This is a genomic window from Echinicola rosea (assembly GCF_005281475.1).
In the GTDB taxonomy this organism is placed as follows: domain Bacteria; phylum Bacteroidota; class Bacteroidia; order Cytophagales; family Cyclobacteriaceae; genus Echinicola; species Echinicola rosea.
Genome location: NZ_CP040106.1, coordinates 329,738 through 351,159 on the forward strand (window position 1 = coordinate 329,738; position 21,422 = coordinate 351,159).

Genomic DNA, 21,422 nt, shown 5'->3' on the forward strand with positions numbered 1-21,422 from the left:
AAACTTTACTCTGGTTACATTTACGCAAATTTGTTGATTATCAAGATAAAGCTTCCATAATAATTCACCTCACTACCAAAGCTTCATTTTTTCACTATCTTTGAAAAATCATCAACGAAAATCCCCTTGACTGACGATTATATCAAACAAAAATACGACCCGATTCTTCCCCGGAAAGATGAATGGCCCGTGGTGAAGTTAGCCAAAAGCCGTAAGGACTTTGTCCAAAACGTGGCGACCTTCAGCAAAGATAAAATCATCAGCATGACGGGCAACAACCTCGACTTGCTCAAGGAAGAACTGGAGACCACGCTTTACCGCGAAAAGCTGCGTATCAAACAAAATCCGTGGCTCGTGGATCCTGATGATGAAGAAGAATTTTGGACAGGAGTAAAATCCCACTTGGTGCAGATTTCTTTTGAAAGCCAAGCCACTGAAGAGGATAAAAAAGCCGCTTACCATAAGATTCTGGAAAGCATCACTACACGCTATTCGGAAGAAATCGCCAGCAACTTTAAGCACAGCCATTATAAGGCCACGCGCAAGATGGTCACCTTCGGCTTTTCCAGATTGTTAAATGCCGCTCGGGTAAAGGGACTTGGATCGATCTTCAGCAAACAATACACCCTACAGGACAAAATCCAGATCATCGGCGAAACCGCACAATTAAGGGATTTGGCCTCCAAGGGCACCATTGTCATGGTCCCCACGCACTTCAGCAACCTGGACAGTATCCTTATCGGCTGGACGATCAGCACGCTGGGCATGCCTCCATTTCTTTACGGTGCCGGACTGAACCTCTTTAACATCCAGATTTTCGCCTATTTCATGAATGCTCTTGGCGCGTACAAAGTGGACCGGAGAAAGAAAAACCTGCTGTACCTGGAGACCTTAAAAAGTTATTCCAGCGAAGCCATCCAATTTGGCTGCCACAGTTTGTTCTTCCCTGGCGGAACCCGCTCCAGAAGTGGCAGGATCGAAAACAAACTCAAACTGGGACTGCTCAGCACGGCCGTAGAAGCCCAACGTGCCAATTACGAAAAAGGCTTCAACGATATCAGTGGCAAAATATTCATCGTGCCGGTCACGATCAACTACCATTTCACTTTGGAGGCGCCCAGTTTGATCCGCGAACACCTCAGCCTTACCGGACAGGAGCGATATTACAAGGAAACCGATGAGTTTTCCAATTCCTACAAAATCTCAAAGTTCCTGGTCAAATTCTTCACCAAAGGCTCCGACATCTCTGTTTCCATCGGACAGCCAATGGATATCCTCGGCAACTACGTGGACAAAGAAGGGAACAGCACCGATCGGGACGGCCGGATGATCGACTGCCGTGACTATTTCATGTCCAACGGAAAAGTCAGCGTGGATCCACAGCGGGAAGAAGTCTATACCCAGATCCTCGGAGACCGTATCGTGGAAGAATTCCATAAGATCAACCGTGTCTTTAGCAGTCACTTAGTGGCCTTTACGGCCTTTCAGATGATCAAAAAGCAAAACAGCAAAATGGATCTTTTCAGCTTGCTGCGCCTTCCAGATGAAGACCTGGTCATTGATTACAGCGACTTCCGCGCTTCCTGCCAGATGGTCCTAAACCGCTTGATGGAGATCCGGGCAAAAGGCCTCGTACATGTGGCACCGCACTTGAAGCAGGACATCGAAAAAATCATTGCCCATGGGCTGGAAAATGTCGGCATGTATCACGCCAAAAGACCACTGATCAAAACCGGTGACAATACCATCACTACCCAAGACATGAGCCTTTTGTATTACTACCACAACAGACTGGATGGTTATGACCTTGAAAAACTCTTCAAATAACAGTGAAAAACCTGTGGGCGTTATCGGCATTGGCAGTTTCGGTACGGCTATCGCCAATATTCTTGCCGAAAAAAACAACGTCATCGTTTACGCCAGAAAACAGGAAATCGTGGACGAGATCAACCATCAGCACAGCGCTGAAGGCAGGAGCCTGCACCAAAGCATCACAGCGACTACCGACCCTCAAACACTCTGTGAGACATGTGAGGTAATGTTTCCTGTGGTATCCTCGTCTGGGTTTAAGGATGTCATGAAAAAATTCGCGCCTTTTCTTCACCCTTACCATATCCTCATCCATGGCACCAAAGGACTGGTGCTCAACCTCCCCGAAGGAAAAAACCTGGACAACGTATCCAAAATCCACCGCGAAAACATCTGGACCATGAGCGAAGTGATCCGAAACGAAACGGTAGTGGTCCGCGTAGGCTGCCTGGCAGGCCCCAATTTGGCCAAAGAACTCGCCAAAGGCCAGCCTGCCGCCACGGTGGTCGCCAGCCGCTTTAACGAAGTCATTCTCGAAGGCCAACGCCTCCTCAGATCGGATCGTTTTCAGGTCTATGGCAATCAGGACATTATCGGCGTAGAACTCAGCGGAGTGCTCAAAAACACCATCGCCATCGCTTCAGGAGCCTTGGCAGGACTGGGGCTGGGAGAAAACGCCAAGGGGCTGCTCATCTCCCGCGGCATGGTGGAAATGATCCACTTGGGCAATGCCCTGGGCGGCCAAACACAGTCTTTTGTAGGTTTGGCAGGCATCGGAGACCTGGTCACCACGTGTAGTTCTACCTTCTCCAGAAACTATACCGTAGGCTATCGACTCGCCCAAGGCGAAACACTCGACGCCATCAACGACAGCATGGACGAAGTGGCGGAAGGAATCAATACGGTAAGGTTGCTCCAAACTTTCCTGGAAGGAACCGGCATGCGCGCGCCCATCACCGAAAACCTGTACAAGGTACTCTTCGAAGGATTCAAGGTGGAAGATGCTCTGTACTACTTGATGAAATACCCGTTCAATGTGGACATTGATTTCTTGTAACCTCTGCCTAATAAGAACCCTTATGAATGCAAAAAAACCCATGAAAACCTTATCATTCAGTATCCTTTCTACCTTCCTGCTGGCAGCACTGGCCTGCTCTGCAAACAAATCAACGCTACTATTGACGGGCACGGCCCCCACCTTGGTATCCGATGAATTCACGTTTACGGAAGGCCCTGCCGTAGCCCCAAATGGAGATGTTTACTTCACCGACCAACCCAATGACCGCATTTACCGGTGGTCGGCTGAAAGTGGCACCATCGATCTCTACATAGAAGATACCGGTCGTGCCAATGGGCTCTACTTTGACAATAAAGGCAATTTGCTCGCTTGTGCAGATGAAAACTTCCAGCTTTGGCAAATTGATCAAAACAAGGAGGTCAACGTATTGGCAGATGGTTTTGACCAGAAAAACTTCAATGGACCCAACGACCTGTGGGTGGACAAGAAAGGCGGTATCTACTTTACGGATCCCTATTATCAGCGGGAATACTGGACCCGGCAAGCTCCTGACATGGAGCAACAACGTGTCTATTACCGTTCCCCAGAGGGAGATATCAAGGTGGTGGCAGACCACTTCGTCAGACCAAACGGCATCATCGGCACCAAAAAAGGAAAGACGCTCTACATCGCTGACATCGGCGATAAAAAGACCTACCGCTACGACATCCAAAAAGACGGCAACCTCAGTGCACCTACATTATTCGCAGACATGGGATCGGACGGCATGACCATCGATGAAAACGGCAATATCTACCTTACGGGTAATGGCGTGACGATCTTCAACCCTGAAGGGGAGCAAATCGGCCAAATTCCCATTCCCCAAAAATGGACCGCCAATGTCACCTTTGGCGGCAAGGAACGCAAAACCCTCTTCATCACCGCCGGACCTGCCGTATATACCCTTAAACTAAATGTCGCCGGGATACAGTAAAGCAATGTCCTCCACCCTCCCCGCCCCCTCAATGCTCTTAAGTTAGGGGAAGTACAACACACTTGTCACCCTGAACAGAGTCGAAGGGAATGGGAATGGAGGAGGTACTTATCTCAATTATACATTTCCTGGGCCTTGAACATCTCATATTCTCCATCCTTAAACGGGTAATCCCAGCAGCCCATCCGGTGAAAAAGCTGACCGCCGAAGCCTTTTTTGTAAAGGTGGACCCCATGCAGCGGATGGGAGCGGTCCAGGTTGGGGGCACAGCCAAACATGTCATACGCTTCACACCCAAACTCCTTGGCACGCTTAATCGCCTCCCACTGCAGGGCATAGCTCGCCATAGCCTGCCGCTTGTCAGAGGCAGAAGCCCCAAAAAGATAAGTCGCACGCTTATGGCTCAGCACCAGCAGCATCGAAGCCAGCTCCTGTCCTTCATGTGATGCCATCAACAGGCAGACACGCACTTCCTCATCCTGATGGGCAAAGAGGTCCAAAAAGTAATCTTTCGTTTGGTAGGTTATCCCCTTCCGCAGGGCCGTTTCTTCATAGAGCGCATACCAGTCATCCAGCTTGTCCACGCCGTGCTCACGTACTTCCACCCCCTTCTTACTGGCCTGCCGGATATTGTAGCGTGTATTATAGCGCATCTCGTACAGCAACTCATCCGAACCACGGTCCAAATTCAGAAAAAAGGTATTTTTCGGCAAAGCATCCCCCGGACTCTTGCGGAGGTTCCAGTGGTCCGTATTGAAATTGACACGGAATTCCTGCGTCTGCGCAGACGGCGGCCCCTGCCAATTGCCTTGGGAATCGTAAAACTCCTCCTCACCGGCCCATTGGTTTTCCCAAAGGAGGTCGTAACGGATAAAGACGCAAGTTTCTGGCAAATGCGGCTTTAACGATTCCGACAGCTTCTCCAAGAAAAGCCCCTGATGCTCAAACCGAGGCTCCAGCTTGGGACCATAGGGTACATAAGCAAAACAATGCCCTTCCCCAATATCCTTGATCAAGATCAGCAAATCCTCTTCCAACTGCTGGGAAGAGGAGGCATCCGGCTCCAACAGTTCCTTGGACACCGTCAGCCGAAAGCCGTTCGGCTTGAAGCCCTGCTTATTTTTGACCTTTGCCCAGAAAGGAGTCTGTGGCAAAATATTGGTCGTATTGATTTGGTCAACTGATTTTCGCTCCGCAGTACAGGTCATCACTATTCAATTTTTCCACCGGCCAGGAAAGACATCGCCCCCGCTCGCCATCAAACAAGCCGCAAAGCTAAAAAATCATCCAAACACCAAAAAATATTTCGTTTACTTTTCTAGGAGTCAAGGTATTCGGAAGAAAACCTAAAAACACCAACGTCGATGCTCGAGCAAAAATCCAAGGTCAAATTGCCCCTTGCTCGCTTATGATATTCCGTTTCTCCTTGGCTGCTGCGCATGCTGTTCCTGATTTGGAATCAAGAACTCTTGAAAAGGGGGATTTGCAATCCCCAAGAAGGGAAATCCTCATGCCAATACATTTTACTTGCCCCCAAATATTCATTTTCTTTTACCAAGCTTCTGCTCCTAACGGACCATTATTGCGGCACTTTTCTACGCCCTACCGGTCCAATGCCCAAACTATCTTATGCCGCTAGGCATAAAAGCTTGGTAACGTTATGCTGTTGCTATATCCCCTTGTGCAGTAGGCACAAAACTGCTTCTCAATTTACCTAGCTTGCTCGTAGTTTACCACTGAATAGCAACCATTAACACTCCAAAAGCACCGTATTTTTTTGCCCCATACCGCCATAAATATAAAAAGGGAAAAGAGCTTTCCCTATAATCACCCCATTCCCAGCACCACTCGTTCAACACTGCATTCAGACTAGGCTGTTCCAGCCGTCAGAATGCTTAGTTATTGTGCTTTCGTGTTTTTATTTAAGGTCCGTAGATCCAAGGTTCACTAGACTTACCTTTTTTAAGGTCACCTTGGTACATTTCATTATATCTTGGTCAAAAATGACAACGTTATTCCCTTCTGGGTGCAATGAGCTATTAAATCTAATTCCACTTGCGCCTGTATAAATCTTTATGAATTCGCATATAAACTGAGTAGGAATATAGTCTACTTCTGTATCATACCTTCTCATAGGTTTCGAGAGGTCTCTGCTTATTAGATCTCTCAATAACCTTGATTTAATTGTAGTTTCAATTTTTTGGTCAGGTTGAAAAAGCGGAGTATCCTCTGTGAAGTCCACAATTCTAATGGTTTTTTTCTCTGCTATAAGGTGGAATTCACCTATGCTTAATTCATCCAAGTAAGAAGCTCTGACTTCGTAAAGCACAGTATCTGGATTGTCGCTTAAATACAAAAAAGGTATACCTGCAGGGTTTGCCCTTCCTCCTTTAGTCAGTGTAGGAGGGGGACACATCATTTCTTCAGCATTATAGACCTTATTCCCGCTTTTGTGATGAACACGTGCTCGATAAAGCTTCACATCTGGAGTCAATTCATATTGTGTATTAAAAAAACCATCCCATCTCAATTCTTCGATTTTTTCAATGTCAGGGATGAATCTTCTTTCAGTTTTTATAATCTCTTTAAGCTCATTCCAATAGGAATAATTTGAAACTATTTCATTTTTATAATCAACTAGGTCATTTGAGTTTTCAATCTCGGTGTTTATTCTTCCAATTACAGTGTTAAGAATTTTTGAAGCGGCATCAAGAGATGAAAAGAAACTCCAGTTCTCTTGTATTTTAGATTTCAAAGGAACCCCAGTTTCACTTCTCTCAAAATTTTCAAGGAATTCTTGAAAGAAATCAAGAAGCTCTGTAAGTTCGATATTAGCAATATTCTTTGAATCACAAACATCACAATCACCTGTATTACTTGAAGATTCAATAAAAGCTCTTAACTCCTTATCTGAGAAACAGTTTTTACAGACTTGCATTTTATCTACTTCTTAGATATCCCGCAACAATAAGAATGTGATTCTTCATGCAAATCTTTTTAACCGTGCCAAGTCCAGGGTAATGCTGCTCATCAAAATGGTCAAACAGTTCTTCAAGAGCTGAATTTGAAAGTCTGTTGGCACGACAATAATTAACAGCTTTGGCAGCTGCTTCTGCAAATTTTCCTTGAACGTTGGCAATAGAATCATTGGTGTCAGATGTGAAGTGTCTAATCCAAATTTGATTTTGTTCATTTAAATAGGTTAAATGAATGACAACTGCACGTGGTGTGCTTCCTCCTTCAATAAATTCACTAGGCAACACGGTATAGTCTGAAAAACCGGAGTAACCCTCATTTTGGAAATAGAGATGTTCTTCTGAAAATTGATGCTCCGCTATGGGTAAAAAATCACTATTTCTTAATTGTCTCTCGAATGGATCATCAAGTCGTATAAATAATTTGTTTAAGTCTCTTAAATAGCTGCTTAATGATCGATTTCTTCCAGGATCCTCAACATTAAATGCTACAACTTCTTCCAATTCTGCTAATTCTGAGAAATCGGGGTTACTGGGGTTTACATCATTTTGACAAATGATTAAACAGCCTGTCAAATTATAATCTTGGATTGCATTACGAATGTAGTCCCCATTAGACCTGTAACGAAATGCTGGTAAATAGGTGCCTTGTTCTTTTGTCAATAAATAATCGAGATAGTGTGTTCCATCTCCAGCCATTTCTCCGTAACCTGGATTTAAAATCAAATAGGCAGATTGTGCGCCTTGTTGAAATATGCCAAATGCTATATCAAGGTTATTATGCGTTTCCTTTACGGGTTCAAAAATTGGGGTAATAACGTCTTGAATTGCATTCTCAGCTACCAATTCGCGAATTGTAATTAATTCAAATTGCCGAGCTCTAAGGAGTGGATAGTACATAATTGAATTTTAAACTTTAAGAGGCGCTTTTAATATGGAGAATAAGTGTTTTCTATTTTTCATATTCATACGTAATGCTAAGCTAAGCTGATTGAACTCCTTGTAGTAACGTGCTGACAGGTCATAATTACCTGCACGACTCTTCATTTTATTTATGAAAAGTTGATTAAGTTCATTCTGAGGAATTTCCGATATTAAACCTTTGCATACCTCAAATTGGTTAAAACTGGTGACCTCTGGTAACTGACCATAGTAATAAGTCACAATTTCTTTGTATTCATTGGTATGAAAAATATGCATAATTGACTCAGCATCAATATGATTACTTCTGGTTGCTGGTCTAACTAATTGAAATTTTTTGGAGCTTAAAATATCAAAGCAAATAATCCCAACATTACTATCGTAAGTTTCATATTCTTTAATCTTCGAAACTGGTACAATCAAAAAGATTTCATTGAATACTTTTCGATATTGATCCAATTGTGAATTCAAACGTTTATCAGAATCAAGCTCAGTTTTAATTTCAAAAGCTCTAGAAATACCATTAAACATTACCAAGTCTGCGATTGCATTACCAATCCTAAATTCACTATAGAGTTCTGAGTTGCTTTCTCCCATCTCCTTTATTAGCCAGTCATTTAAAAATGAGTTTTTGAGGATATACTCGTTTTGATATTGATTCTCTAAAACAGAGTAAATAAATTTTAGGTAATCAATATAAGTTCTCTTAGTCTTTGAATACCAGTTTTGATCGTATCTACTGATCTTGAAATCAATTGATGATAAGTTCCCTTTCATCCATTCTTTAACAGCGCTCCTAGAGAACAAGGAGGAATAATCCCGTAATTGGTTAGGGCTGAAAGTTCTAGTCGAGCTCATGGGGCAAATTTACAAAACAATAGATTGGTATCATAATTACTGATGGTTGATAGTTTCTTCGGCTATGTAGGACATGAAGCACAACGTTCCGGGATCGAGTAGGCAAAGGGACTTGCACCCTAAGCCTCTCACAGAACCGTGCTTGAAAGTCTCCCCTCACACGGCTCTTATTGTACAAACTTAAGCTATATCCCTTGGCATTTGTGTGTAGTTTCCCAAGTTCCGTAAATAAGCCTGAATAAAGTTCTTGCCATCTGAATGACGCCAGCCTTACAGAAAATAAATAGGCTCGCTCTGTAATTAATGCTATTGCTAACATTACTTTTCACTCCGTATCATACTTCGTAGCTTTTGACTGGAGGTTCCTACTTCTCGACACCTCTTCAATGGTTCACTTTCGTTCAACTCCTTTATTCGTACCTGCTAGCCTCTTTGGACTAGATTCTCCTAAACGCTCAGCACCAAGACTATTAATCAAAGCACCTTTAGGTGGTTTAGAGCCATCGCCTATACAACGACCCTGATGGACCTACCATCATCTTATTTACAGCATTCAACCTTTTATTGACGTGGTTGATTCTTGGCACACTAAGAATAGTAGCCGACTGCGTGGCACTTTCCTTTCAAGTTACAAGAAAGTTGAAGCGGGCTACAACCCTTGAATTCACTACTATTTCGGCTATTATTTTTATACATTGTTGGCGGTAGTATTTATTCTAATAATATATCATAAATCTCATCTGCGACTTTTTCAAATGGTTCTGCAATTTTGGGTGTTATAGATACTCCCAAATTTATCGCTAAAAAAAAGTAAGTGTCATTGTCAGTATAATGACCCAATATGCACCCTGCTCCAATACCACCACCTGTATGCCCCAATTGCTCATGACCATTAATAAACTCTTGACTAATACCTAATCCATAACCATCAGGGCTGTCTGGTTTTGTTTGGATAAAATCTAACATCTGTTTCATTGTTGATTCTGATAGAATTTGATTTGTCAGAAGCTTTTCCAAAAAGGTCATATAATCAATTGGAGTGGCAATTATTCCATCATCTCCAATGAGGGAACCAACATTAATCCTATGCATTTCTGAGCAATTCTCAATTTCACCATTACTATACCTGTCCCAATAAGTGTTAACCAATTCGGGGTAATCCATAAAACCTTCGTTATAGTAAAAAGTATTATTTAGTCCATGTGCTTCTAATATTTTCTCACGAATATATTTCTTATGGTCTCCGGTTATTTGGTCAGCAATCAATGCTAATAATTCGTAATTTGTGTTCGTATAGCTTTGTTTCTCTCCAGGCGAAAATTTGGGTGTAGCACCTCTTACATAGTCTAAATAATCCTCTGTTGTAAATACATGAAGCGGATGCTGTAAAAGGTAGGTTACATAGTTAGCTTTGTCATTGTATTCCGCAATCCCTGATGTATGATTTAACAGCATTCTAACGGTAGACTCATTTGCATTGGCAATGCCTGATAAAGTGGATTCAGGGAGATAATTTGATATTTTATCATCGAGGTCTATTTTCCCGTCTTCATACAAAAGCAATATTGCCGTGGCCATATATGTTTTTGCAACACTTTGTCCAAACTGAAGGTGGCAAATTTCCATAGATGTTTTGGTTTCTATTCTAGACAAACCAGATGTTGAAGCCCAAGTGCCATTTGCATCTTTTAATGCAATAACGACACCTGGTACACCCAAGGCCACAATTTCGTCAAGTTTTTGCTGTAAGGAATTTGCTTTGGGATGGTTAGTGTTAATAATTTCAGAACTTTCACAGCTTACATGAGGCAAATCCATCTCCATTTTAGAGCAACCCATTAAAACCAATAATGAAAGAACAACTGCTTTTATAAAATATTTTGTGAAATTCATGGCTTCTATTTTAAAAGTTTGATTCTTAAACCGACTAAGAAACTTGTGTAAATATTTACTGGTAAAGTTTCGTTGTAAAACAAAGCTGGTGTTATTTGATAAGAAATAAAGGGAGAGAGTTCTCCAAGCTGTGAAGTAAATGAATATCCAAATCCAAAGTCAATTGGAATTCCAATTTGAGATTTTCCTCCAATGATTTCTTTCCATTCTCCATTTACGTATTTATATGCTTGTGTTGGATGAAAAACTCTGAGGTAGCTGAGTCCTGCTTTTAGTTCGCCATAAAAATTATTGTAGATTTTGGGACGATATCCAAACTGAGTGCCTAAATAAATTCCATTACCAATTTCACGGTTTAAATAAGCTCCAATATTGGCTTGTTGAATTAATGTTTCCTTTTTGTTGTATGAGATTTCAGAGCCTATATACAAGCCTGGGTGAGTGAAGTTACTTCCCATGTCTTTAAATGGCACTGCAAAGTTTTGAAACTGTAAACCAACAACAATAGGAAATTTTCTATAATCCAATTTTGAATCCCTTTCCTGTGCAACTCCTTTAATATTTAGCAGAACAGTAAATATTATAAAGATAAATGTCCTGATAAATCTTTTACGTAAAACCTTTTTCATTTGATCTGTATTAATTCTATTCCGCAAATTTAGGAGGGTCTCAACGAAAAATCCCATTATTCAATTGCCGAAAACCGTGAAATGTGGTATATATATATCTGAAACGTAAAATAGCGATCATAGCCATTTTTTAAATAGAGGAGCCTTATCACGGCTAACTGTGATTTTAGTTGGAAAGGCATTATTGTCTTTGGTCAATATGGAAAGTTTTCCATTTTCTATACGCTCAAATCCTTCGATGGTAGCCCGATTTAAAATGAACTTACGGTTCAATCTAAAAAAGATATCCTCTGGAATTTGTTTGATAATGCTGTTCAGTGATTCCTTGGTGTAATATGAATTCCCTTTACTATCTATGATTGTCGTGTATTCGGAATCAACATAAAATCCTGACAAATTTTCAAAATCCAATACCAGCTCCCGTTTACCCTTCTGTACCTTAAATCCTTTGGCTTTCATTTTTTTTTCAGCGACAAGTTTTGACTCGGTATTTTTAAGAGTATTGTAGTAAAAAAGAGCTAGGTAAATGGCATTGATTAGAAAGAACCAAGTACCGATAATAACCATATCAATTGTATAAAAGTCAAGTGGAGCTGTTTGATTCTTAACAATCAGACTAAGTATCTCAGTAGATGCCCCTATGATAAAAAGACCTAGTAAGGTGGTAGTAATCCATTGCCATAAAATTCTCTTCAACAAACCTTCTTGATAAGGTAGTTTTAAGTCTAAATAAAATATCAATTTTCTAACCGCTAACCATGCGACATACCCTTGTAGTGTATCAATGGTATATCTAAAGACTAAATACCAATTGAATTCGATTTTGGGATAGGTCAGGTAATAATTGATTGCACTGATAACAGGTATCAAAATCAGGAAAATAGCGATGTCAGGATAGTATTTTGTGGTTTTAGTACTTATTGATAGCATAGTACGATAATTGTGATATTGGTTGATGCTTTCCATTAGGCTATAGGCTACGAAAAATTTTTATTCAGGACGGGTCAATATTACCGCCAACGTTTAGCATATGGCTTGTGGCGGTTTCGAAGCACTTTCCTGACCACATAAACCAAAACTAGCTACGGAGCAAAAACCTTGCGGGTAGCCGTTCACCCGCCATAAGCTATATGCGTTGTTGGGCGTTCGTGTTTTTTAATTTCTCTTCCCCTTTTTGACGAAAAATAAAATTAGGATTAGAATAATTGATAGTGCATATGAGATTGATAGTGTTATAGTCAGTTGATTGTCAAGGTCAGTTAACCGAATCTTTTTCTCCTTTACAGGTGGCGGTTGAACTAATTGAATAATTTTTTTGGAGGGATCTTGATAATATCCTGCTGAGTCAGACAAAATAATTAATTCCTTTTCTATGGAATTCATCTTATTAAGAATTGAGTCTTTCCTTGCGACTAATTTCTCGTAATACTCACTTTCTATTTTGTCTGGCAAAGCTTCAATCTCAGATCGGGTCTCTAATTCTTTAAGTTTTAAATCGGTAACTAAACTTTTTAAGTCCGAATTAATTTCAAGAACTTCTTCCTTAGCCTTTAAATACTGATCCTTTGTGGACTCTACTGTAACGAAGTTGTAGATATTTCCCCCAAGAATCAGGATTAAATTTATAAGCGTAATTGCAATAAGAATTGTTCTTAAGCTAAATAGAGAAGTTGGTTCTGTCTCGGTATTTCTTAATGTTTCCGTTCCATTTCTGTCAAAATCAGAGAATGAAGAAATAACAACCGTCAAGGATCTTGAAAAAGGAAACCTTCTTAATTCGTTATTTATCGTTCTTTTAATAATCCAATTAATGATTCTTGATGCATAATCAATGAAGCTAAACACACCTGCTGCCAAGCTTATCCATTTGAGAATAACTAATCCCGAAACTATGATACTACCTTCTTCGAAATTCAATTCACACCTGACATCTGTATTGAACCTTTGTGATAGTTGATATTCAATTTTTCGGACAATTTCAATTCTTTCTTTCTGAAGCATGTATAGAGCTTCTCTTTCATAGCCATTATTCTTTTCCGAGTTCTCAAAAAAGACTTCACCTTCTATGTGGAATAAAATATCCTTTATTTCCTTTGACATGGTTTGCTTTTTTTACATGACGCCCAACACTTATATAAAAGCACCTCCATTGCCTCTATATCCATTATATTTTCCGTTCGTAAACGACTGTAATCGTTTACTTCCGTTTGCAAACGGGTATTCTCGAAAATTAAGCTTTTGATTACATTTAAAAAATACCTTATAAGGGGTATTTTTCTGGGTATAGGAGATGGATCGGAAATCTCGGCGTCACACGGCTGGCGTACCCGGTCGGTATTGGCCCTTGGGTTACTGCTGCCCAAACGCTGGCAGGTATGTGGGTGGGTCATGAGGAGTAGTGTTTATTGTTATGATTTACCGTTCGTTCTGGACTATTTCAAAGCTATTAAAATAGGAATTAACAATCCTCAGGAAACCTTTCTGAGCATCCGCTCTAATGGGGTATTCAGCGGACAATCTGTACATTCTTCCCTCTTCTTTTATCCAAAGGTCTTCTATTATATTGTGATCTAGCGTATCGACAGCCGTTACCCTTTTAGAAAAAGCCAACGAATCATCCTTTTTGGACAAAACAACCAAAGAATCCCAAGCATAATTATACATTTCCACACCATCTTCAGGTTCCTTTGGTTTCTCAATAGTCGAAATCGCTTCGGATTTAATAATAGAAAGGGACAACATCATATCATATTTCTCTAACCAATACCAGTCCATATCATAAACCCCATTCTTCCATTTCCTTTTCTTGGCATCAGTATAAGGCAAGTATATTTTTATATCTTTTTCGTCCACCAGCTTCCCGCCAATTCCCCGAAAAGAAGAGAGTAATGAGTCTATCTTATACTCCCAATACCGCTGGACTCCCCAGTTAAGCCCATGATCACCTTCTTCATCATACTGGCTTTGCAGTTGATCCTTTTCCCTTTGGATTTTTTCCAGCAAACCTGCTACTTCATGCTCTTCATAATTCCCCTTTCGAAGTATTGAATTCATCTTTCGGGAAAAATACTCGGTAATATGAAAATGGTATTGTTCATGATTAAGTAAATAATCCGACAAATCCCTTGGCCTACTCTTCCATGAATGATTTTGATCCATCGCTGAATATGCCCTGTATTGGTTCTCCAGCGAATCATACTCTAAAAACACATCGGACCGTATGACAGCCCCCCACTTTGAAAACGGCTTTGCAACACCCCTAAAATCGTCCCAAGTCAATATTTTCCACCTTTCCCAACTTTCTGGTGCATTAAAACTGGAATTGAACAAAGGTATCATCACCAAAACTGTCAGTGAGCAAACAATGGCCGTTAACTTGTATTTTAAAAAATTTGACATTTCAATTTTATTAATCCGTATTTGATCAATCCTAAAATCATTTCAAGGGAAAATATGGAAACAATAAAAAATATGGTAAAGACCACTGTTCCAAGGATATTCATGGTATATCGAATCACTCGATCATATATCATATACTCCCCCACAATATGAATTAACATCAGGCTTAGTAAAAAGCCTGTGTCCATAACACTCCTTCCCAACAGGGAATTTGATCTCTTGTGCTCTTTAAAATATACCACATGATTGAAAACAATGAATGCAAATACCAAAATGATCTTCACAGCTGAATAGTAAGCTAAAAACGCTGTTTCATCACGATAATATTCCATAATTTGAAATAGAGACTCACATAACAACGCAGAAGATATTATGGTCAAAATATCCCTATAGCTAAACGATCTAACAAAAAAACTGAGTTTAAAACTCTCAGATAGACCACTTCGCTCATATTCAACTTTTTCGACCTTCCCACTTCCCCTATTCTCCACATTAATATCCACTAGCAGCTTTTCAGCAGCCATCACCGCCTCTTTCCGGTAATCTGCACTGTTGCTAATGATTTGCTGTAGTTCCTCTTTACTCTTACGCTTGTAACGCTCAATAAACTGACGCTCCATTTTCCTAAAAAATCATTTCACTTAACACTAAGTTTCCCAATATAGCATTTTTCTGGTTAATAGCGGTTACCCTCCCCGATCAACCCCTTTGCCCAGTCCTTTACCTTTTGGTTTGCGGTGACCACAAACTCCTGTCCTTTGGCTGCGGACTGGAAGTATTCAGGGCGAAAACTCTCGGCAGTATGGTAGCTAATGGGAACGCCCCGGAAGCAATCAGGTAGTTGCCAGCGGCTTTTGGAGAAGCCCGGCTTTGTCAGCTGCAGGCCAGGGTGTGCTTTTAGGACACCTCCTCCCGGCCGTTCTGGAAAAAAATCCAGCCGCTCGCTGGCCCGGTAAATCCTATTGTGCTTCGCCGCCCGAAACCGCTCCTGCGCATGGGGATGGTAGCTGATTTCGGGACCACAATCCTCCCTGGGATCGATCACCTCCTCGACCTGCAAGTAGCCAAAGATCATGTGCACTTCTGGGGCATCCTTCCGATAAGTCAGTCCTTGCTCCCCCATTTCAGTCTGCCGAAAGGTCCCAAAAAACAGGAACAGGTCGCCTTTGCCCACGCCGCACTTTGCCAAGTGGCCCTGGGCGGCGCCGGTCTGCCCCAGCAAGGCCCGCCACTTGGAATCCCGGGGGAGCGCCCTAGGATCCAAGTCCGGATCTAGGTGACAGGTGGATGCACCACTCAACTTTGTGGCGGGATGAAGGGAACGGATAAGCTCCCAATAAGTAAATCCTCCATGACTTAGGTCCTCAAATGCCAAAGAGTCCCGCGGCTCCGGGATGGGCAGACTCAGCAAGGTCCCGTCCGGCAAAATCGGACTGGGCTGCCCTCCATACTGGGCATCGAAACCTTTTCTACTTAAAATTATGCGCAAAACCACCTTCGTTTGATCATAAGAACCCTTCGCTCCACAGCAAGGAGGCGATCACAGACTACAATCGCCGGCGATTACTTCTTCCCTGGTCGGATTATAAGCATTCTTATCGATTACAAACCCCTCGGCAAGGCCGTCGTTCATCAACAACTCCCGCACCGCACAAAAATCGGTAAGAGAGGGATTGTCATAGCAGGTAAGCTCATGGCCCATTTGCGAGACGGACTCTAGCCCATCAAGACTTTTTAGCTGGGCGTTCTTGGCAATATAAAATTCCCCAGCCACGGAATCCAGTGCTTCAAGTCCTTCAAAAGACTCCAAGGAAGGGTTAAAGGTCACAAAAAAGATATCACCGACATACTCCAGTTGCCCTAGGCCCTTTAGGTGTTTTAGCACCTCATTTCTGGTAAAAAAGAGCTGACCTTCAATTCGCTTCAGCCCACTCAGGCCACCGATATCCGCAAGTCTGTCGTTGTACTGGATCAGCACGTCTCCTTCCACCACCTCAATATGCTCCAATCCATCCAAGTCCACGATATTATCCTCCAGGTCTTGGATCACCAAGTCCCCAGTAATGCGGACATAGTTATCATCAAACTCGTCAATCATTGCTTGCGAAGTCAAGGCCACCTTCCCTTCATAGACTGTTTCTACAGGCGGATCAGGAACCTGCTCCCCATTATTACAGCTCCAAAACAAAACAACTAAACCTATCGCAATTGATACTTTTTTCATTTATTGTACTCCTTTAGTAATTCATCAAGCTCCAAAATAACCCCACCTAACCTCCCCTAAAAGGGGAGGATTTGTCTCAATACTCATATCTCACTACTACCCTTACTTCTCCTCATGCGACAGCGGCACCAACTGTGCAGAAAGGTCAGGGCGCTCCATTTCTGGGTCAAACGGAAACATGGGGCGCTTGATCCGGTCATATTCCAAGCGCATCAAATCCTGGTCCACACCACCTGGGGTGAGTGCAAGGAGCCAATCGGCCCGCATATCATACAGTTCTGGTACGAGATAGCCTATCTTTACCACGACAATATCCGTATCCTTGGGGGTTAATCCCAGAGCGGTAAAATCCTCCTCGTAATGGTACGGTTTTCTTTTTTTGGTCACGATGACATTTACACTGCCGCATTTGACCACCACCTCTGTTTCGGCGTGTCGGTCGCCCTTTTTGATGGACTCTACGGATCCTTTGAGCATGATGGGCCCTTCATACCGGTCATCCACAGCTGCTCCCACGGGTGCTTCCACATGTCCACCGACACCCACTTTTTCGGCCGCCTCCACCAACTTTGGCCCCGGGATAGAGGCATAGATCACCGACGGACCGTTAGCGTCCTCAAACTCGGACCTGTTTAAGATTTGGCGAAGGGTCCAAGTGACGTCGCCTGCTCCACCGGCCGTCGGATTGTCCCCGGAATCGCTGATCATAAAGGGCTTTTCATCGCTTGTAATGGCTGAATCCAAGGCTTCCTTTAGCGTCGCAGTAGGCGCCACAAACTCAAATTCCTCCCTTGCTTCCCAAAACTTCGCCGCCAGATCCTCTGCTGCGGTGGTCACCTTTTGCTCATCATCTCCGGTGACCATCACCACCCCGTGGTTTCGAGGCTCATCCGCCCATGCATAACCGATCCATATAGCGGCATCGACGATTCCTGCTTGATTGGCCGCTGGGGCCACTTCGGCGTACAGACTCTTTCCTGGCTCCACTCTTGTGCTCGTCTTTTCACCAGGCAATAAAATGGGAACAGGTACATAGGCCTTATACGCAGGCTTGCCTTTTCCACTCTCGATGCGATGGAGTAAATTGTCCATGGCGCGCTTTTTTGATTCCAGCGCATCTTCATGCGGCGCCATTCGATAGCAAGTAATCAGATCCGAATGCTTGGCCAGCCGCCATGAAACATTCCCGTGCAGATCCATCGAAGTCGAGATAATGGCCTCTTTCCCGATCACTGCACGGATCCGCTCGATCATATCCCCTTCCGGATCATCCAGGCCTTGCACACTCATGGCGCCATGGATATCAAAAAACAACCCATCATATGGACCGTTTTTCTTAAGCATTTTCAAGGTTTTCTCCATCAAGGTTTCATACGCTTCCCTGCTGACAATACCGCCAGGAATGGCCTTCCCGGTCAATGTGGGCACCCATTCGGCACGCTGGCGGTTTTCGGCACCATCTGCCATAAAGGGATAATTACTGAAGATTTCCTCACCGGTTTTCGCATGAAAGGCTGCTGCTTCGGTTACCGCCGGCGAAAAAGTACTCGACTCGATGGCCAAGCCAGCTATCGCTATCCGCGGGAGATTCGCCTCTTCCGTCTGCTGCTCGGAGGAACTACTACAGCCAAGCAACAATACCAGTGAACACAATACACTACATGTCAATACTAGGGTGAATGATTTTATCATAAATGCAATTAGGTTTTATCATCTTCTATTTTAAATATCCTGCAAGACATGGAATTCAAGCAGTTGGGGATCAACAATCTGCCGTAGGGTCTTATTGCAAATGAATGGGCAGACGTATGTGGTTCTTGGTGGTCATCTGTGGTCCATGAGGTGTTTTTGAAGCAAACCCCATCAATCTATCCACCTAATTTAGGTAAAAAATTCTAACTACAAAGGACGGAGGGAATCATGGCCAGGGCAAACCCATTTAAAAAAATGTTCCTATTTGCATTTATATCTGCCGTTCCTATGGAACTTACCCTTTTGTGTGTAATCATTTTTGGTGCAGGTGGTCACCAGCACCTTCTATATGACCCTCCGCCAAAGGCGGATGAGGCAGGATGCTCAGTTGCCAACCCACATTCAGGGTTCAATGTACAATCGGGGCAAAGTGCCAGCGGCACGATAGATTTAGTAACCTGCGGATTCATCCGCAGGAGCTTAAGCGCTCCTCAACCTCCCGAAGGAGTGCCAGCGGCACGGATGATAGCTACCCCTACACGAAAACTGTTCCCCTTCAAAACACTAAACGCATTCGCCCTGAAATCACGGCAGGAAAATCGCTTTTAGCCCCATGAAGCAGCTATTTGCTGTTCGGGAGCAAGACTCAAACCTCATGTCTCACATCTCATTACTAAGCTGCTCCAGTCGCTCCAGCCGCTGCATCAATGGCGGATGGGAGTAATTGACGAAGACATGTAGGGGATGTGGATTGATCTGGGTGAGGGTTTTGACGGAAAGGGTCTTGAGGCCTTCGGCCAATGGTTTGGCCGCATATGTTTCCTTTGCATAACGATCCGCCTCAAACTCATTTTTTCGGCTCAGCATGTTCATCCCGATACCGAGCAAGGTGGAAATCGGCGAAAACAGCAATACAAACCCGATCAAGTTGAGGTGCACTGCCGCCCGTTCGCCGCCCAAGGCCAAGCTGATCGTTTCACTGTTCACAAAAAGTGAAAGAACATACAGCATGACACCCAACTGCAAAACGCTGATCACCATGCTTTGAAGGATATGCTTTTTCTTGTAATGTCCGATTTCATGGGCCAGTACGGCAGTCAGTTCTTCCGTGGTATGTTGCTCGATCAAGGTATCGTACAGGACCACCTTTTTGCGTTTGCCCATACCGGAAAAGAAGGCATTGGCTTTGCTCGAGCGGGTACTGCCGTCAATGACAAAAACATTGTCCATCGAAAACCCTACGGAATCGGCATAAGACAGGATGCTGTCCTTCAGCGCTCCCTCCTCCAGTGGTGTCAGCTTATTGAACAGCGGCAGTATCCAAGAAGTATAAAACATATTTAGCAGGACCATAAAGAAAGCAGCCACCGCCCAAAAGTACAACCAAAAAGATCCCCCCAGGGCATTGACCAACCAAAGCAATAAGGCCAACAGTCCACCCCCAAGGACGATCCCCAGTGCATACCCTTTTAACTTATCCAGCACAAAGGTTTTTTTGGTGGTTTTGTTGAAGCCATAATCTTCTTCGATCCTAAAGGTATGATAATAGTCAAAGGGCAGGGAAAGTACATCTGAAGCAATGAACAGCAGCCCGAAGAATATTAGGGACTGCCAAATGGGAGAAGCTATCCAGCTGGCCACCAAGGTATCCAGCCAACCAAAAAATCCCCACTGCAAACAAGCTACTGTGACCAAAAAGGACAATCCACCGGTCAACAGGCCAAAGCGGTAATTGGTCCTTTGATAGGATTTGGATTCCTGAAGTTTTTCTTGGCTTAAGTGGCTCTGCAATGTGGCAGGGACTTCACCTACACGTTGGCGGACATTGAGCCAGCTCGTCAGTTTATCAAATAAAAACCCGGCTACGACCAAGCCGATCAATACGTATTTCAGTTGTTCTGCGTTCATGCAGCAAAACTATTAAAATTTGGGACAAGGAAGAATGGTATTTCTTAGCCGTGGCGCTCCGGGATTCCGGTCGGGGAACCGGTAGGACACGCTGATCTCGTGTGCCCCGCCAGATTGGATCCCAAGTTGGGACATGGTATAATCAAAGCTATATCCCACATCCAGTCCCGTGGGAAGGCTCAGTCCGAGCAAAAGTACGATAGCATCCCGATTGCTTTCGCTATTGAGCGGCTTATAGGGCAGTCCCCTGTACCACACCCCAAAGATCAACGGTTCGGCATACACATAAGCCCCAAGGTCAAGTTGTTCGAAGACACCCTGTTTTTTATAATTGATCGTTGGGACAAAATACCGTTGTTTATACGTATGGGTAAAGTCACGTTTCATGGCGCCACGGCCCAGTCCGATGCGGTAGCCACCGTGAAAGGAGAGTTTATAGGGCAGGGCACTTTCACCTTCCAGAAAAGACTGGTTGGGTTGGTTGATATGGTGAATGGCACCTCCCAGCCAGAGGTCTTCGGTAAAGAGCAAACCACCAAAGGACAGGGAAAGCATGTTGATCGGCTCTCCCAGTCCCGAAAGATCCGTTCCACCGGGAATGATCGGCCCAAAAGGATCCTGTGGATTGATCTGATTGGCAAAGACCAAGTTTTCGTAATATCCTACCTCTCGCCGGATATAGCTCCCTTCAAAACCAGGACGGAAATAAACGGACTCGCCAAGCTTCAGTTCGTACGCATACATGGCCGAGATGGTCAGCGAGCGCAAATCCGCTGCTCCTTGGACATCGTTCATCACCATCAGGCCGAAGCCGCTGTTGTACTTTTCCAAAAAAGTATCGGCATAGACCGAAAAGGTATTGTACTGGGCGTCGAGCCCCGGCCACTGGCTACGGTAATTGGCACCGATCCGCGTCTGCAGCTCTGATCCGGCAAAGGCAGGATTCAGGTATAGCGGAGCCGCATAATACTGACTGTATTGTGGATCCTGTCCAAAACTATTGCCAGTAGAGAACGTTAATGCTAAGATGCAAAAAACTAGATATATATAAGACCTAAACAAAGATTTGTTCGTTTATTTGAATAACGTTAAGCTTATTAAACGGCACTCTAGCGATTCGTGT

General features: G+C 43.4%; 18 protein-coding genes. 3 read left to right on the top strand and 15 right to left on the bottom strand.

Going from position 1 to position 21,422, the window contains the following annotated elements; genetic code table 11:
- The first annotated feature begins 126 nt into the window (after positions 1-126).
- The 3 genes from FDP09_RS01525 to FDP09_RS01535 are packed head-to-tail and all read left to right on the top strand — an operon-like array spanning position 127 to position 3,800.
- On the top strand, positions 127-1,827 hold the full coding sequence (locus tag FDP09_RS01525) for a 1-acyl-sn-glycerol-3-phosphate acyltransferase (protein WP_137400971.1): 1,701 nt from the start codon (positions 127-129) through the stop codon (positions 1,825-1,827).
- A complete protein-coding gene (locus FDP09_RS01530; protein ID WP_137400972.1) occupies positions 1,802-2,866 on the top strand; it encodes an NAD(P)H-dependent glycerol-3-phosphate dehydrogenase in 1,065 nt (354 codons plus the stop codon). The genes FDP09_RS01525 and FDP09_RS01530 overlap by 26 nt, the downstream gene beginning before the upstream one ends.
- Before the next feature lie 40 nt (positions 2,867-2,906).
- Complete coding sequence (locus FDP09_RS01535) at positions 2,907-3,800, top strand: SMP-30/gluconolactonase/LRE family protein (RefSeq protein ID WP_137400973.1); 894 nt, start codon at positions 2,907-2,909, stop codon at positions 3,798-3,800.
- A 113-nt stretch (positions 3,801-3,913) separates the two neighbouring features.
- On the opposite strand, the gene FDP09_RS01540 is transcribed toward FDP09_RS01535, so the two are convergent.
- The 15 genes from FDP09_RS01540 to FDP09_RS01615 all read right to left on the bottom strand — a co-directional run bounded on the left by FDP09_RS01540 (position 3,914) and on the right by FDP09_RS01615 (position 21,361).
- Positions 3,914-5,008 (bottom strand): lipid II:glycine glycyltransferase FemX, encoded by a 1,095-nt coding sequence (locus FDP09_RS01540; protein ID WP_137400974.1) that lies wholly within the window; start codon positions 5,006-5,008, stop codon positions 3,914-3,916.
- A 710-nt stretch (positions 5,009-5,718) separates the two neighbouring features.
- Positions 5,719-6,738 (bottom strand): RES family NAD+ phosphorylase, encoded by a 1,020-nt coding sequence (locus tag FDP09_RS01545; protein ID WP_137400975.1) that lies wholly within the window; start codon positions 6,736-6,738, stop codon positions 5,719-5,721.
- Between the two features lies 1 nt (position 6,739).
- Positions 6,740-7,675: a sce7725 family protein gene (locus tag FDP09_RS01550; RefSeq protein WP_137400976.1), complete on the bottom strand. Its 936-nt coding sequence runs from the start codon at positions 7,673-7,675 to the stop codon at positions 6,740-6,742.
- 9 nt (positions 7,676-7,684) lie between these two features.
- Positions 7,685-8,554, bottom strand: coding sequence for a sce7726 family protein (locus tag FDP09_RS01555; RefSeq protein WP_137400977.1), 870 nt, complete (start codon positions 8,552-8,554; stop codon positions 7,685-7,687).
- Between the two features lie 711 nt (positions 8,555-9,265).
- Complete coding sequence (locus FDP09_RS01560; RefSeq protein WP_137400978.1) at positions 9,266-10,447, bottom strand: serine hydrolase domain-containing protein; 1,182 nt, start codon at positions 10,445-10,447, stop codon at positions 9,266-9,268.
- Positions 10,448-10,452: 5 nt separating this feature from the next.
- Positions 10,453-11,076: a hypothetical protein gene (locus tag FDP09_RS01565; protein WP_137400979.1), complete on the bottom strand. Its 624-nt coding sequence runs from the start codon at positions 11,074-11,076 to the stop codon at positions 10,453-10,455.
- A 117-nt stretch (positions 11,077-11,193) separates the two neighbouring features.
- Positions 11,194-12,042: a LytTR family DNA-binding domain-containing protein gene (locus tag FDP09_RS01570; protein WP_137400980.1), complete on the bottom strand. Its 849-nt coding sequence runs from the start codon at positions 12,040-12,042 to the stop codon at positions 11,194-11,196.
- A 189-nt stretch (positions 12,043-12,231) separates the two neighbouring features.
- Positions 12,232-13,176, bottom strand: coding sequence for a hypothetical protein (locus tag FDP09_RS01575; protein ID WP_137400981.1), 945 nt, complete (start codon positions 13,174-13,176; stop codon positions 12,232-12,234).
- Between the two features lie 315 nt (positions 13,177-13,491).
- Complete coding sequence (locus FDP09_RS01580; RefSeq protein ID WP_137400982.1) at positions 13,492-14,475, bottom strand: hypothetical protein; 984 nt, start codon at positions 14,473-14,475, stop codon at positions 13,492-13,494.
- Positions 14,460-15,095, bottom strand: a complete 636-nt coding sequence (locus FDP09_RS01585) for a hypothetical protein (protein ID WP_137400983.1) — start codon at positions 15,093-15,095, stop codon at positions 14,460-14,462. The genes FDP09_RS01580 and FDP09_RS01585 overlap by 16 nt, the downstream gene beginning before the upstream one ends.
- 56 nt (positions 15,096-15,151) lie before the next feature.
- Positions 15,152-15,964, bottom strand: a complete 813-nt coding sequence (locus FDP09_RS01590) for an Nmad3 family putative nucleotide modification protein (protein ID WP_137400984.1) — start codon at positions 15,962-15,964, stop codon at positions 15,152-15,154.
- Between the two features lie 51 nt (positions 15,965-16,015).
- Complete coding sequence (locus FDP09_RS01595) at positions 16,016-16,699, bottom strand: hypothetical protein (protein ID WP_137400985.1); 684 nt, start codon at positions 16,697-16,699, stop codon at positions 16,016-16,018.
- Between the two features lie 102 nt (positions 16,700-16,801).
- Positions 16,802-18,391 (bottom strand): M81 family metallopeptidase, encoded by a 1,590-nt coding sequence (locus FDP09_RS01600; RefSeq protein WP_137400986.1) that lies wholly within the window; start codon positions 18,389-18,391, stop codon positions 16,802-16,804.
- Positions 18,392-19,051: 660 nt separating this feature from the next.
- Positions 19,052-20,299: a M48 family metallopeptidase gene (locus FDP09_RS01610; RefSeq protein WP_137400988.1), complete on the bottom strand. Its 1,248-nt coding sequence runs from the start codon at positions 20,297-20,299 to the stop codon at positions 19,052-19,054.
- 12 nt (positions 20,300-20,311) lie between these two features.
- Entirely contained in the window at positions 20,312-21,361 is a 1,050-nt protein-coding gene (locus FDP09_RS01615; RefSeq protein ID WP_137400989.1) for a PorP/SprF family type IX secretion system membrane protein, read from the bottom strand.
- Positions 21,362-21,422 lie beyond the last annotated feature (61 nt).